Raw genomic sequence first — 14,257 nt, 5'->3', positions numbered from 1 at the left:
GTCGAATTGACTCGCCTCCTGCTGGCGCAGTGCGACTAGCTCGGTTGGTCGACGGCGCGGGCGTGTCGCCCGCCGGCCGGCCGCTCGTCCCCGTGGCCCGGCCACCACGCCTTGTGCCCGATCAGCGCGGTCAGCGCCGGGACGAAGAACATCGACATGACGAACGCCGACAGCACGATGCCGATCGCCACCGCGAAGCCCATCTGCTGAAGGAAGGAGATCGGCGCGAGCAGCAGCACCGCGAACGTGCCGGCCAGGATCAGTCCGGCTGCCGCGACGGTTGGGCCGGCGTGTTGCACACCGATGGCGGCGGCCTCGTGTGGTGCGTTGCCCTCCCGCGCTTCCTCGCGTAGTCGGGCGATCATCAGGATGTTGTAGTCGGTCCCGATCGCCACCACGAAGAGGTAGAGGATGATCGGCAACTGGAAGGTGACACCGGGCTCGCCCTGAAGCCCTTGGAAGAGGTAGACGGTCGCGCCCAGTGTCGCGGCGAAGTTGAGCAGCACCACGATCACCAGATAGATCGGCGCGACCAGGCTGCGCAGCAGCAGCGCGAGGATGAGCGCGATCAGGCCGGCTGCGACCGGCAGGATCACCGACAGGTCGCGGTTGTTCGCCGAGTTGATGTCCGCGAAGATCGCGGTGGTCCCGCCCACCAGCGCCCGGGTGCCGGGCGGCGCCGACGCGTGCACGGCATCGCGCAGGTCCTCGCGGACGAGGGTGATCGCCTCGTTGGAGACCGGGTTCTCGTTCAGCAGCAGGTTGACCCGGGCCACACTCGGGTCGGTGCTGCGTTCCGGGGGCTGTGCCTGGCCCACACCCGGGGCTTTCGCTATGGCCGCGGCGAACTCGTTGACCTGCTGCTCGGTCAGTTGTGACCCGTTACTGGTGGTCAGGTAGACCTCGGTGGGGGCGAGCGCACCGGCGGCGAACCCGCGCTGGAGGTCCTGCGCGGCCTTCGCCGACTCGGTGTCCTGCGGGAAGCCGGCGCTGAAGTCGTAGTCGGCCTTGTAGCTCAGCACGCCTGCGGCGAGCGCGACCAGGATGATGCCGGAGAGCGCCGCGACGAGTGCCGGCCGGCGCCCGACGATGCTGCCGAGCCGGTGCGAGATGGTGGCCTTGGGCGTACGCTGCCAGGCCTTCGACGGCCAGAAGACGTACCGGCCGAGCAGCGAGACGACCGCCGGGACGAGGGTGAGCGAGGTGACGAGCATGACGCCGACCGCGATCGCGAGCGCCGGGCCGAGCGAGCCGAAGAAGCCCAGGGAGGCGAGGAGCAGCACGAGGAACGCGACGATTACCGCTCCGGCGGCCGAGGTGATGACCTCGCCGACCCGCTGGACGGTGACGATCATCGCGGTGCGCTTGTCGTCGCCTGCGCGCAGCCGTTCCCGGTAGCGAAAGAGCAGGAACAGGATGTAGTCGGTGCCGATGCCGAACAGCACGATCAACAGGATCGTCTGGAGGTCCTGACTGACACTGAGGTCGAATGCCTTGCCGGCGGCGGCGACGAGACCCGTCGTGATGCTCAGGACGACGCCGACGACCACCACGGGCAGCAGCGCGGCGATGGGGCTGCGGAAGATGATCAGGATCAGTCCGATGATCAGGATGATCGTCGCGATGCCGACCACGGCGAAGGCGTTGTTGAAGGTGTCCTCGTTGTCGACGAAGCTCGCCACGTCGCCGGCCACGCCCGCGGTCAGTCCACTGTTCGCCAACTCCGGGCCGATGTCCGCTCGCAGATCGCGGACGGCGTCGAGCAGCGTCGGGTCGTCGGGGGTGGGGGCGTCGAGCCCGACGTTGACGATCTGCACCGACCTGTCCGGTGCCACTGCTGGCGGGCCGGTTTGGTAGCCGGACGTGTGCGGGATGTTCTTGGCCTTGAGCGCCTGGGCGAGCTTGCCCACCGTCGACTCGTCCGCCGGCGTCAGCTTCTGCCCGTCGGCGCGCTTGACCACGATGACCGCGGTCGCGGTGGCCTGCTGTGGAAACGCCTTCTGCCCGAGTTCGGTAGCCTGCACGGACTCGTACGAGCGGGGCAGGAAGCTTTCCTGATCCGCCGAGGTGATGTCGCTGAGCGATGGTGTGGTGAGGATGATGGCTGCCGCCGCCACCACCCACCCGGCAATCACCCACCACGCTCTGCGCACAACGAATTTGCCCAGCCGCTCGAACATGGTTCCCCCCGTGCGTTCGACACCACAGTCGTCTGGCCTGGAGCGCCCAGGGCGCGCACCCCATCACTCTTCCGGGTGGCCTTCGCTACCCGTTGTGCAGACTACAGTCGCCCGCCAAGCCTTTTCGGATGCTTGGCCGTCGAGGGTGGCGGGAGTTTCAGGTGTCGGGGTGCGCGAGCACCGCGGGCACCCGCGATGAACTTGCTCCGCGACACGTACCCCTGCTGGCCGGCCTGAAGAGTGCAGGTCTGCGACAGCAGGGCGTAGCCGCGAGGGAATTCCGGGGCCGGAGTTGCCCTACTGGCCAGGGCCGGCGGCCGAGCTGGCCCGCGCTGTCGCCGGCGCGCTCATCGTTGCAGCGTCGCGGTCGCGTAGCCGTCCGGGTAGAACTGGTAGTAGTCGCGGTACCGGACCGTGAAGACGGTGGTGCCGCGCGGCAGCGAGTAGGTGAGGGTGTATCTGCCGGTGGCGTCCAGCTTGCCGCGCCAGAACTCCCGCTCGGCCCCGCCGTTGGTCGACGCGGTGATCCACCAGTAGTTGTCGTCACCGATGGGCGAACTCCACGTCACGGTGAGCTGCGCGGTCTGCTTGTCCTTGCCGCCCCCGAACTGGGCGGTGACGGCCAGGTCGGTGACCGGCGGCGTCGGCGGGCGCGCCGGCCCGAAGGAGTGCAGCAGCTGAGTTTCCTGGTAGGGATCGGTCGAGGTGACCGCCCAGGCCCGGGTGCCGTCCCGGTTAACCAGCAGCGTTCCCTCCCAGAGGCTGTCGCCGCTGCGGAAGTCGACGGCGTACGTCGGGACCGTGCTGCCCTTGGCGTAGAGGTAGACATCGGCGGCACCGGAGGCGGTCGAGGCGCGGCCGATGGCGACGGTCGAGCCGTCCCCGGACCAGGCGGCGTCCTGCGGATAGACGCCGCTCGGATAGACGTTGGCGTCGGCGAGATCCGGCAGCCGGTACGAGTGGTGCTCGTACGGGCTGCCCACCGTCTCCACCACTTCGGTGCCGTCCGGGCTCACGGCGTAGTCGATGAGGTTGCTGCCGGTGTAGTCCCGCTGTGCGACGATCGTCGGGCTGTCACCGGAGACATCGATGACATACGTGGTGACGGGCGAGTACCCGGTGTCGCCGGCGACGAGGAGACCGGGCGCGCCGGGGCTGGCGTCGATGATCGGATGGTAGTTGGGACCCGCGGTGTAGACCACCGGCGAGGTTCCGGGCGCGGACCAGACCAGCAGACCGCCGGAGCCGATACCGGCGTCGATGAACCCGCCGACGACCTTCTCGCCAGTCGGTTCGACCGTGTACAGGTGGGTGCCGACGGGTGCGGGATAGCTGGCGATGATGGTGAGCGTGGCGGCATCCAACGCGATGATCCGGTTGAAGCCCTGGGCCGCGTACAGGAAGCGTCCGTCGGCACTGAGGACGAGGTCGGAAATGTCAGCGACCGCGGTGACCCGGGACAGCAGGCGGCCGTCGAGATCGGTCACCACCAGCGGCAGTGCGCCACCAACCCCCTGTGCGATGTATAGGCGGCCGCGCGCTTCGTCGAGCTCGATCGCCCGCAGGTCGTCCACCGGCAGCTGGACGCCGACGCTCTTCAGCAAGGCCGGTTCGGCGGCGGCCGGGGCAGCTCTCAACAGCTCCCCAGCACTGAGCCCCATCGCCGCGAACACCCCGGACGCCAGCAGTTGGCGACGCCGCATGACACCTCCCCGTGTCGGCCAGCCGCATGCTGACGGCAAGGCGAGATTTTAGTACCGGGCTCCCTGCTGGCGCTGTCCCGCACCGCTCGGCCCGCCCTACCGCAGCCGTCCACGGTGGGCCGAAGGGCGCACGAGCCGCCGCGCCCTCGACGCTGGCGTCGCATGACGCTGGCCGGGGGCGCGGCGATCGACAGGTGGGCTCCGATCGGAGCCGCACGACTCGCGGTTACGTCCTGCGGTTGGTCAGGGGCTGGTGCAGGTCGGTGAGGTGGTGGCTGGCGTACCCGAGGCGAGGAAGCCGAAGCTCGTCGTGGCACCGGAGTCGAGCGAGCCGTTGTAGGAGACGTTGCGGACCGTTGCGGTGGAGCCGCTGGTGCTCAGGGTGCCGCTCCAGACCTGGCTGATGCTCTGGCCGTTGTTCAGTTCCCACCTGACGGTCCAGCCGTTGATGTGGGCGGTGCCTGCGGTCACGGTGACTTCGCCCTGGAAGCCGCCGGACCACGAGTTGACTGTGCGGTAGGTCGCGGTACAGGGGGCGCCGGAGGGTGGCGGCGTGGTCGGCGTACCCGTGGTGGGCGGGGTGGACGTGGGCGGCGCGGACGTGGGCGGTGCCGGCGGGCCGTCCGGCGGCACCAGGGGGCAGGTGGCGTTGTACCGCGAAACGCCGCTGCTGTTCGCCAGTGGGCAGAGGAACTGGGTGTAGCGGGTGTCGTTGTCCAGGAACGTCTTGAGCCAGGGGATCAGGAGTCGCATCTCGGTGGGGTTCGGCCTGGTGAACGAGAGGTGGTCGTTGCCGGCCAGCTCCGCCCAGGCGTGTTCCACGCCGGCGGGCAGCGTGTTGTAGATGCCCTGCACGTACGACGGCGTGACAGTGCCGTCGTTCTGTCCCGACAGGAGCATGGTGGGGACCTGGGTGGTGGACATGTTCAGGTTGTTGCCGGGCGTACCTGGCGCGAGGCCGACCGCCGCCTTCAGGGTCGGCCGCCGGAGGGCGGCGAGGAGGGTGCCGGCGCCGCCCGCCGAGTGGCCCATGACGCCGAGCCGGTTGGCGTCGACCCGGTCGCGGATCGGGCTGGTGCGGGTGAGGTAGTCCAGTGCGGCGAGCAACTGGGTGGCACGGGCGTCGGCGCCGTCGGTGCGGCTGTTGGTCTCGATGCCGATCACCACGAACCCGAAGGACGCCAGCCAGGGACCCATCCAGGCTTCCTCGTTGGCGAACAGGGCGGAGTAGCCGGGCACGATCGCGACCGCACCCCAGGTGCCCTGGCTGGTGTCGGTCGGGTAGTAGACGTACCCGCCGTTGAAGCCGTGGCCCGCGGGCACGGTCGCCTGCGTGGTGGCGAACGGGCCGCGGGTGGCGGTGACGCTGGCCGCGGTCGGATCCGGACCCCGTTGGTAGGGGCTGTCGGCGGCGGCCGCGTCCCGGGTGGTTGTCGCCAGCGCCAGGCCGAGGACCGCCGCGAGCGCGGTCGTCAGCCACCGTGTTGGCTGTTTCATCGGCGACTGAACTGCTGGTTGGCCTGGCCGGTGCAGGTCCAGAGGACGAGCTTCGTGCCGTTGGCGGTGCCCTGGTTGTACGGGTCCAGGCAGAGGCCGGACTGCACGCCGGTGATCGTGCCGTTCGCGTTGACGTTCCACTGCTGGTTCGTGCCGCCGTGGCAGTCGTAGATGGTGACCTGGGTGCCCGGGGCGGTGCTGTTGCCGGCGGCGTCGAGGCACTTGTTGCCGTAGACGGTGAGCGCCTTGCTGGACGTGTAGGTCCACTGCTGGTTCGTGCCGCCGTGGCAGTCCCACAGGTTCAGCTGGGTGCTGTTGGTGGTGGAGTAGCCGGGGACGTCGACGCACCTGCCGGACCGGGTGCCCACGATCGTGGTGGTCTGTCCGCCGCCGCTGCCCGGGTTGCCGATGCTGCCGGGCACCGACTGCAAGGCGCTGTACCAGCGGGCGGCCATCTTGTCGTAGCCGCCGGCGGTGGGGTGGACGCCGTCGATCAGGTCGGCGGTGGTGAGGGCGCTGTGCATGTCGACCAGGTGCACCCGCTTGCCGGCGTTGACCTTGCTCTGGACGATGCCGGGGATCGCCGCGTTGAAGGTGCGGTTGGCCGCCTCCTGGCCGCTGTTGGAGAGCGGGATGAGCTGCGCCACGAACACCTCGGCGGTGGGCGCGGTGTTGGTGATCTTGTCGATCAGGTTGGAGAGCCGGTTCGGCGCGGTGCTCACGTTGTAGTTCTGCAGGATGTCGTTGGTGCCGATGTGCAGCAGGACGGTCTGCGGTCGTTGGGTGTTCAGCCAGCCGACGATGTTCGCGTCGATCTGGTCGATGCGCCAGCCGGGATGCCCCTGGTGGTCGTGGTCACCCAGGCTGGCCGGCCCGTTGAACTGCGATCCGACGAAGTCCACCGTGTACCTGTTGGTGGCGAGACGCTGCCAGAGCCCGATGCGGTACCCGCCCGGCACCTGGGTGCCCTCGGTGATGGAGTCGCCGAGCGGCATCACCCGTACCCCGCCGTTGGATTCCGCGCTGGCCGGACCGGTGGGTGCCACCACGCCGGCGATGACCACACCGAGCGCGGCGAGCGTCGCGAGCCATCGTGCCCTCGTTCGCATAGCTGTCTCCCCTGGATTGGTCGAGCTGGCCGAGGGCATGGGCCGGCCGGTGGGGCCGCCACGGGCAGCCGGCAACCGTCTGGGGCGGGGCCGGCCGGACCGAGCAGCCGCCGGCTGCCGGGTGTTCACCCGGCGGGCACCGATCGTCAGATCGGCATGGCGTCACTGCCTCAGCACTGGGACGAGTGTGAGCGTTAACAGAGAAGAGTGTAGATTCCTCGGATTGCTCTGGTCTACCTTGCCGCGCCCCCGGGCGCTGGCGCGTTAGGTTACGAGGATGGAGCAGCGGATCAGTCTGATCACCCTCGGCGTCTCGGACCTGGCGCGCGCCAAAGCCTTCTACGAACACCTCGGCTGGCAGGGCCAGGAGGTCGAGGAGACGGTCTTCCTCCAGGCGGGCGGCCTGGCCCTGGTGCTGTGGAGCCGAGACAAGCTGGCCGCCGACGCGGGAGTCCCCAACCCGGACACCGGCGGCTTCGGCGGCATGACCCTGGCCCAGAACGTCCGCTCCCGGGCGGAGGTCGACGAGGTGATGGCGACCGCGGGCAAGGCCGGCGCCGAGGTGACCCAGCCGGCGCGGGAGACGTTCTACGGCGGCTACGCCGGCTACTTCGCCGACCCGGACGGTCACGTCTGGGAGATCGCCTGGAACCCCGGCTTCACCCTCGGCCCGGACGGCTCCCTCACCCTCCCCGACTTCGGCGCCACGAGCTGACCCGACCGCATCGGCCCTGCATCACGGCCGGTCGGCGGGCAGAGCAGCCGGTCCACAAGCGGCAGCAGAGAATCCAGGCACGCCATCACCAGCGCGGGGTCGGGCGTCGCGGTCGGCGACGGTGAGCCCGGCCAGGCCGCGGTGGGCGGGTCGGTCGGCGTCGGAGCTGGCGTCGGCGTCGCGCTGGCCGACGGGGCGGGAGCACTGGACGGAGTGGGCGCGATGGTCGGTGCCGGCTCGGTGAACGGCACCGGAACGGTGGTTGGCACCGGCTCGGTGAGCGGCACCGGAACGGTGGTGGGGGCCGGCGCAGCCAGCACAGCGGCGGACGGGACCGGCGCGGCGGGCTGCTGCGGACCGGCCGCCAGAGGCCGTACCGGATGCACCGGCGTGCTCGGGCTCGCCACCCCCAGGACGGAAGGTGTACGCGTCGCGGTGTTCCGCACGATCGGCTCACCCGTCGCGATGGTCGCCGCTTCCGCCCGTCGCAGAGGGCCGGCCTGCTGTGGTCCCACGGTGCCGGGGGCCAGCGTCGCGAACACCACGGTCGCGACGGCGGCGACGGCGAGGGTCCGGCGGTCGAGGCGGACCGCTGTCGATGGCGCGTCGTCGGGTGCCGCCGACACCGGAGGCGCGGGCCGGGCGTGTCGGTGGGCGGCCAGCAGGGCGTCGACCTGCGCGCTGACGGCGGCGCGATCGGCGGTGGCCGCGAGGGTGAGATAGAAGCGGAAGTTCACCACGGCGCTGGCCGGAACCAGCAGCCCGGAGAGTCGGTGCCGAGGTCGCGCGGACTCGGCAGATCCGCGGCCGTCTACGGGCAGCAGGGTGACCGGCACGTCGGGGTGGTGGGCGGGGCCGAGCAGGTCCGCGTACCGCCACTCGCGCCGATGCTCGCGGCCGGCGAAGGCCACGCGGCGGCTGGTCACGACGGCCATCCCGGTGTCGAGCACCCGCAGGCCCGCTGGCAGTGCCGCGTGCACGGTGTCGGCGAAGTCGCAGGGACCCGGGCTGGGCAGGCCGGGGACGTGCCGCGCCTCGGCCTCGACGAGCGTGGCGACGGGAAGGACGCGGAAGACGAGTTCGTCGTGGTCGAGGTCCACCGGTAGGCCGATGCGGGGCTGCGTACACCCGAGGAAGCCGGCGGCCTCGATGCGGAGCCGGGTCAGGTGGTCGTCGCGGCGCAGCCAGGCGTCGGTGGCGTCGCGGTACGCGCGCTGCCGGCGCTCGTTCTCGCGCTCGGCCCAGGCGATCCGCCAGGGGGCGCAGGCCACAGAGGTCACGGTCACGCGCGGTACAACCGCTCATGTACGTGACAGGGAACGCAACCACGATCGATGCATCCCGTTGCGCCCGAAAGGAGAGAATTGACGGACAGGTCAGGCAGGTGCGGGCGCGAAGAGTTCGACGGGGTTGCCGGCCGGGTCGTCCAGGACGATCTGTCGGCCACCCGGACCTGCGATGACGTCGCTGCGGAAGGCAACTCCGGCGGCGCGCAGCCGGGCAACCTCCGTGTCGACGTCGGCGACGATCAGGTGGATGCGGTTCCAGCCGCCAGGGTGCGGACGGCGTCCGTCCGGCATGGACCGCCCTGCGGAACTGTCCGGGCCGGACAGCAGTAGCCGCAGGTTGCCGCGTCGTACGTCGGCGAAAGCGGGCAGGAATGCGTGGGCCGACGTGAAGCCGAGGTGGGTGGTGTAGAAGTCGATCGCGGCGGCGACGTCATCGACGAGGTAGCGCGCGCTCACGGTGTTGTCATTGATGGGGCTGGTCATGATGCCTTCTCTCGTGGGCGGCGAGTGCGTGCAGCAGGAAACTGACGCGTTGGGCGAGGTCGTCGGCGACCCGCTGGAAAGCGGGCAACCCGTCGGGATCGGCGGCCGGGTCCGGGATGCTCCAGTGCACGAGCCGTGACTGTCCGAGGAACTCGGGGCAGACCTCCTTGACCCGGTCGCACAGGGTGATCACGACGTCAAATCGCTGACCGGCGAACTCGTCCACGTGTTTGGGCAGCGCCTTGGTCAGGTCGATGCCGCGTGCCGCCATGGCGCTTGTCGCGTGCGGATGGACCGGCTTGGGTTGGCTTCCGGCGCTGTAGGCCGCCACGGTGCCGGAGGTGCGTTCCCGCAGCAGCGCCTCGGCCATCTGCGACCGTGAACTGTTGCCCGTGCACAGGAACAGCACTCGTCCGGTCACCGCGGTGGCCGGCGTGGGCGGAGTGAGCCGCAGCCCGGGGTGCAGGGCAGCGCCGGTGCCGGACAGCAGGTCGCCGCAGTGGGCCAGGGCGAGCGAATAGTAGGTGTCGCGGCCGTCGGCGCTGCTGCGCCGCGCGGTCACCAACTCGGCCCTGCGCAGTTTGCCGAGGTGATAGGAGACGAGGTTCTGCGGTTGACCGAGCAGCGCCGTCAGCTCGTGCACAGCAAGGTCACTGTGGGCCAGCTCGCTGATCAAACGCCACCGCACCGGGTGCCCGACGGCGGTCACGAACCCGGGCGGTGCGCTGGTGCCGGCTGTCTCTGACATCACAGCCGCACATTACATCAAACTGATTTGATGTAATAGGCCCCTTGGCGGGCACGACCGAGGCCAGGCGGCGGAGCCGGCCGTCTTGAGCGCGGCTCCGCCGTCGGACATCACCCGTGCAGCGAGGTGAAGAAACGCCTCAGCTCGTCGGCCAACAGGTCCGGCTCCTCCAACGGCAGGAAGTGCCCGCCCCGGCCCGGCTCGCTCCAGTGCCGGATGTCGGTGCAGGCCCGCTCCGCGATCTCGCGCGGGAAGTTGGCCTGCGAGGGCTCGGTGCTCACCGTGAACGCCGCCGGCACTTCGATCATGGGTCGTGGGGTGTTGTGGTCGAAGTCGGCGTACTGCCGGAACGACGAGCCGATCGAGCCGGTCACCCAGTAGAGGGTGATGATGGTGAGCAGGGTGTCCCGGTCGACGCTGTTCGCCAGGTCGCCGTGGTTGTCGGTCCAGTCCCGGTACTTGTCGACGAGCCAGGCGGCCAGCCCGGCCGGTGAGTCGGCGAGCGCCGCCGCGAGGGTGTCCGGGCGGGTGCCCATGATGGCGCTGTAGCCGCCGTCGGTCTCGTCGTACGCGGCCTCGGCGTCCAGGTACGCCTGCTCGGCCGTTGACAGTGGACGGGCGTCGAAGCTGGCCGGGAACGGTGGGTGGATCAGGTGGATGCCGACGACCTGCTCCGGGTACAGGGCGCCGAGCCAGCCGGTCACCACACCCCCGACGTCGCCGCCGAAAGCACCGTACCGCTCGTAGCCGAGCACCTCGGTCATCAGCTCGTGCAGGGTCCGGGCGAGGAGCGCCCGGGTCACCGGCTCGTCCGGGACCTCCGAGAAGCCGAAGCCCGGCAGCGAGGGCACCACCACGTCGAACGCGCCGCCGGACCGATCGGGGTCGGTCAGGCGGTCGACAAGCGGCAGCATCTCGACGAAGCTGCTGGGCCAGCCGTGGCTCAGCAGCAACGGCAACGGCGTGGGCGCACCGGCCGGGCGCGCCGCCCGGACGTGCAGGTAGTGCAGCTTCCGGCCGCCGACGACTGCCAGGTGGTGGGGGTACGCGTTCAGCTCGGCTTCGCGCGCTCGCCAGTCGAACCCGTCGTGCCAGTAGGACACCAGGTCCCGCAGGTAGTCGGGGTCGACGCCGCCCTGCCACGGCCGGTGGCCGCTGCGGTCGGTGAAGCGGGTACGGGCCAGTCGGGTCCGCAGGTCGTCGAGGACCGCATCGGGTACGTCGATGCGGAACGGGGAGATGGACATGTGTCCTCCGAGAAAGGAGGGCGCACTCCCCGACGCGAGTGGTCAGCTGAGGGGGACGGCCGAGAAGAGCGCCCAGGATTGACGTCGGGTGGTCACCGGGCTCACCTCCTTCTCGTGGCTGACGACGATCACCCTACCCATACCCCCGGCCGGGCCTGAACGTCGGACCGCCGCCCGGGTGACCCGGGCGGCGGCGCGACGAGGTCAGCCGTGCTGGCCGGCCTCGGGAGCCTCGTAGACCCGGCGGATGTCCACCTCCACCTCGCCGATCGTCTCGGCGAAGACGTCGACGAACCGCCGTCCCCACTGCACGGCCTCCTCGTGGGAACGCACGTCGACGAGCGCGAACCCGGCGATCAGTTCCTTGGTCTCGGTGAACGGCCCGTCGGTGACGGTGGTCGTGCCGCCGCTCACGGTGATCCGGGTGGCGTCGGTGACGGTCGGGCAGAGCCCCTCGGCGGCGACCAGGATCCCGGCCTGCGCGACCTCCTTCATGAAACCTTCCATCCGGGCCATGAACTCCGGGCTCGGGTTGAACGCTCCGGGCAGGTTCTCGTCGAGCTTGTGCATCATCATGTAGCGCATCGGTGCGCTCCTCTCCTGATCGATGAATGACGGGTCAGCGGGTGAACGGTCGAGCGCAGAGCGCGGTGAGCCAGCCGAAGGTGACGAGACAGGCGAGCGCCATCCGGATGCTGAGGGTGTCCTGGTCGGGCCAGGCCAGGATCGCGACAATGGCCGTCGCGCTGCCCAGCGAGTAGGCGGCCCAACCACGCTGCCCGGCCCGCCACCAGGTGCGGGCGAAGACCAGGCAGGCGATGGGCAGCGAACCGAAGGCCAGCCCCGCCCCGACACCGTGACCGATGGCGTGCCAGCTCACCGTGTCGGGCGTGCCCTCCGGCGCGCCGGCCGGCCAGCCCATGCTCGGGTCCGAGACCAGCACCCCGCCGATGACCAGGCCGAGGCCGTGCACGGCGATCAACGCCGGACCCCACGTCCCGCCCGGCTCACCCCGCAGCGTCCGGCGCAGCCCCACCGCGCCGGCCAGGGCCAGCAGCCCGGTCAACACGAAGTTGGCGATCTGGATCCAACCCAGGTCACCCAGGGCCAGCAGGCTGAGCGGCTGCCGGCTCAGGTCGAACCCGTCGCGGGTGAGCACCTGGGCGGCGGCCACCACCACGAACAGCGGGCCGGCGGCGGCTCCGCCGGCCAACAGCGCCCTGGTCGTCGTACGCCGGGAGTCGTCGCCCGCCACCGCGGACCCCGCGCTCGTCGCCTTCGCCGTCGTCGTCATGTCGCTCTCCTTCTTCGTGCCGGCCGGTCGCCGGTCCCCCTTGCCGGTGCGAGCCGGCTTTCGCTGACGCGTCGAGCGGTCGGGGCGGGATACGACATGACTGTCGAAGAATTCTTCACCGGGTTGGCGTGACCCCGCGGGCGCAGTCGGCCGCGCGGGCGCGCAGCAGCGCGCGTTCGCGTTCGTTGCCGGTCAGCTCGGCGGCCCGTTCGAACTCGGCGCGCGCCTCGTCGTGGCGGCCCAGCTTGGCCAGCAGGTCACCGAGCACGCTGGGCAGCAGGTGGTAGCCGGCCAGCGCCGGCTCGTCGGCCAGCGCCCGGGCCAGTTCCAGACCGGCGGCCGGGCCGTCGGCGAAGGAGACCGCGACGGCCCGGTTCAGCTCCACGACCGGGGACGGTACGACCCGGGCCAGCTCCGCGTAGCCGGCGGCGATGCGCGCCCAGTCGGTCTCCTGCGGGGTAGCCGCGCGCGCGTGGCAGGCCGCGATCTCCGCCTGGAGGGTGTACGGGCCGGGTGGGCCGTTCGCCGCTCTGGCCCGGCCGAGCGCGGTGAGGCCACGACGGATCAGCAGCCGGTCCCAGCGCCCCCGGTCCTGCTCCAGCAGCAGGATCGGCTCGCCGTCGGCGTCGACCCGGGCGGCGGTCCGCGACGCCTGGATCTCCAGCAGCGCGGCCAGCCCGTGCACCTCCGGCTCCTCGGGCATCAGCTCCTGCACGAGGCGGGCCAGCCGCAGCGCGTCCGCGCAGAGCGCCGGGCGCATCCAGTCGTCGCCGGCCGTCGCGGAGTAGCCCTCGTTGAAGATCAGGTAGATGACCTCCAGCACGGAGGCGAGCCGTTCGCCGCGCTCGGCCACGCCGGGCACCTCGAACGGCACCTTCGCCTCGGCGAGCGTCTTCTTGGCCCGGGTGATGCGCTGCGCGACGGTCGTCTCCGCCACCAGGAATGCCCGGGCGATCTCCTCGGTCTTCAGCCCGCCCAACACCCGCAGGGTCAGTGCCGCGCGCGCCTGTGGTGACAGCAGCGGGTGGCAGGCCGTGAACACCAGCCGCAGGAGGTCGTCGTCGATGCGTTCCTCGAACGCGGCGTCGAAGTCGGGGGTGAACCGCTCGTCGTCGAGGTCGCGCCCGAGGTCGGCCACCCGACGTTCCAGCAGGCTCCGCCGGCGCAGCGCGTCGATCGCCCGCCGTTTGCCGACGGTGGTCAGCCACGCGCCCGGGTTGGCCGGTACGCCGTCGCGCGGCCACTGCTCCAGCGCGGCGACCAGGGCGTCCTGGGCCAACTCCTCGGCCCAGCCAATGTCGCGGACCAGCCCGGCCAGGGCGGCGACGACCCGTCCGGATTCGATTCGCCACACCGCTTCCACCGTGCGGTGGACCTGCTCAGCACCCATGACCGCACATCAGAGCAGGGCGTTACCGGCTCCACAAGGACAACGCGTGGTGAGCCGTTCAGCCCGCGCGGCGCGGATGGTGCACCGACCCGGGGTTCTCGGTGGGGAACCTCGACCGGATCCGCGGCGGGTACGCCGCGCAGTGCTCGGCCCACTGCTCGGCGGCTGCCGCGAGGGCGTCCGCCGAGACGGTGAGCAGCAACGGGTAGATCGCGCCGGACGGGCGGCGCATCCACGGCGGTAGCGACTCGGCGGAGAACTCCACGATCAGCTCCAGCCGGCGGCGGCGGAGCACCCGGGAGCGGAGGGCCAGGTTGGGTTCGGTGAAACTGACCATCGCCGGTGGCGCGTTCGATTCGAGCGCCGAGGTGGCCTGCCCGCGCAGCCAGCCGCCGAACGCGCGGGCTTCCTCGACCATCAGGCTCGGGTAGTGGTGCGACCAGGTCTGGCCGTCGGCGGTACGGGCGTCCACCTCGATGAGCAGCCAGTCGTGCCAGCCGGGCGCGGCCCGGTCGGGGTCGTCGGGCGGGTCGATGCCAGGCTGGTAGCCGACGGGGCGTATCCGCACCCGCGCGCCATCGTCAGACCTGATCTCCACTCGG

The 14,257-nt window shown here is 70.9% G+C and carries 13 protein-coding genes; 1 reads left to right on the top strand and 12 read right to left on the bottom strand.

Annotated elements, in window-relative coordinates:
* Positions 1–35: 35 nt before the first annotated feature.
* The 4 genes from AB0A90_RS05770 to AB0A90_RS05755 all read right to left on the bottom strand — a co-directional run bounded on the left by AB0A90_RS05770 (position 36) and on the right by AB0A90_RS05755 (position 6,489).
* On the bottom strand, positions 36–2,135 hold the full coding sequence (locus AB0A90_RS05770) for an MMPL family transporter (protein WP_357242181.1): 2,100 nt from the start codon (positions 2,133–2,135) through the stop codon (positions 36–38).
* Between the two features lie 392 nt (positions 2,136–2,527).
* A complete protein-coding gene (locus AB0A90_RS05765; protein ID WP_357242178.1) occupies positions 2,528–3,883 on the bottom strand; it encodes a hypothetical protein in 1,356 nt (451 codons plus the stop codon).
* A 243-nt stretch (positions 3,884–4,126) separates the two neighbouring features.
* Positions 4,127–5,380, bottom strand: coding sequence for a cellulose binding domain-containing protein (locus tag AB0A90_RS05760; protein ID WP_357242175.1), 1,254 nt, complete (start codon positions 5,378–5,380; stop codon positions 4,127–4,129).
* Positions 5,377–6,489, bottom strand: a complete 1,113-nt coding sequence (locus tag AB0A90_RS05755) for a ricin-type beta-trefoil lectin domain protein (RefSeq protein ID WP_357242172.1) — start codon at positions 6,487–6,489, stop codon at positions 5,377–5,379. The genes AB0A90_RS05760 and AB0A90_RS05755 overlap by 4 nt, the downstream gene beginning before the upstream one ends.
* A gap of 277 nt (positions 6,490–6,766) precedes the next feature.
* On the opposite strand from AB0A90_RS05755, the gene AB0A90_RS05750 reads away from it, so the two are divergent.
* Positions 6,767–7,204: a VOC family protein gene (locus AB0A90_RS05750; protein WP_357242170.1), complete on the top strand. Its 438-nt coding sequence runs from the start codon at positions 6,767–6,769 to the stop codon at positions 7,202–7,204.
* Here AB0A90_RS05750 and AB0A90_RS05745 read toward each other — a convergent pair.
* From AB0A90_RS05745 to AB0A90_RS05710, 8 genes are all read right to left on the bottom strand, one after another.
* Positions 7,117–8,490: a hypothetical protein gene (locus tag AB0A90_RS05745; RefSeq protein WP_357242167.1), complete on the bottom strand. Its 1,374-nt coding sequence runs from the start codon at positions 8,488–8,490 to the stop codon at positions 7,117–7,119. The genes AB0A90_RS05750 and AB0A90_RS05745 overlap by 88 nt on opposite strands.
* A gap of 90 nt (positions 8,491–8,580) precedes the next feature.
* Positions 8,581–8,976, bottom strand: a complete 396-nt coding sequence (locus tag AB0A90_RS05740) for a VOC family protein (protein ID WP_357242164.1) — start codon at positions 8,974–8,976, stop codon at positions 8,581–8,583.
* Positions 8,957–9,724, bottom strand: a complete 768-nt coding sequence (locus AB0A90_RS05735) for a metalloregulator ArsR/SmtB family transcription factor (RefSeq protein WP_357242161.1) — start codon at positions 9,722–9,724, stop codon at positions 8,957–8,959. The genes AB0A90_RS05740 and AB0A90_RS05735 overlap by 20 nt, the downstream gene beginning before the upstream one ends.
* Before the next feature lie 110 nt (positions 9,725–9,834).
* The gene (locus AB0A90_RS05730; RefSeq protein ID WP_357242158.1) at positions 9,835–10,971 is read right to left on the bottom strand and encodes an epoxide hydrolase family protein; all 1,137 of its coding nucleotides are present in this window, start codon (positions 10,969–10,971) and stop codon (positions 9,835–9,837) included.
* A 204-nt stretch (positions 10,972–11,175) separates the two neighbouring features.
* Positions 11,176–11,556 carry a YciI family protein gene (locus AB0A90_RS05725; RefSeq protein WP_357242155.1) on the bottom strand — a complete coding sequence of 127 codons (381 nt, stop codon included), beginning with the start codon at positions 11,554–11,556 and terminating at the stop codon, positions 11,176–11,178.
* Positions 11,557–11,590: 34 nt separating this feature from the next.
* Positions 11,591–12,265: a DUF998 domain-containing protein gene (locus AB0A90_RS05720; protein WP_357242152.1), complete on the bottom strand. Its 675-nt coding sequence runs from the start codon at positions 12,263–12,265 to the stop codon at positions 11,591–11,593.
* A 115-nt stretch (positions 12,266–12,380) separates the two neighbouring features.
* Complete coding sequence (locus AB0A90_RS05715) at positions 12,381–13,655, bottom strand: RNA polymerase sigma factor (protein WP_357242149.1); 1,275 nt, start codon at positions 13,653–13,655, stop codon at positions 12,381–12,383.
* Between the two features lie 58 nt (positions 13,656–13,713).
* Positions 13,714–14,253: a hypothetical protein gene (locus tag AB0A90_RS05710; protein WP_357242146.1), complete on the bottom strand. Its 540-nt coding sequence runs from the start codon at positions 14,251–14,253 to the stop codon at positions 13,714–13,716.
* Positions 14,254–14,257: the final 4 nt, after the last annotated feature.

It is taken from the genome of Micromonospora sp. NPDC049204, assembly GCF_040647935.1.
Classification (GTDB): Bacteria; Actinomycetota; Actinomycetes; order Mycobacteriales; family Micromonosporaceae; genus Micromonospora.
The sequence above is the reverse complement of the archived record's forward strand: the minus strand, read 5'-3'. Positions and strand labels throughout refer to the sequence as shown.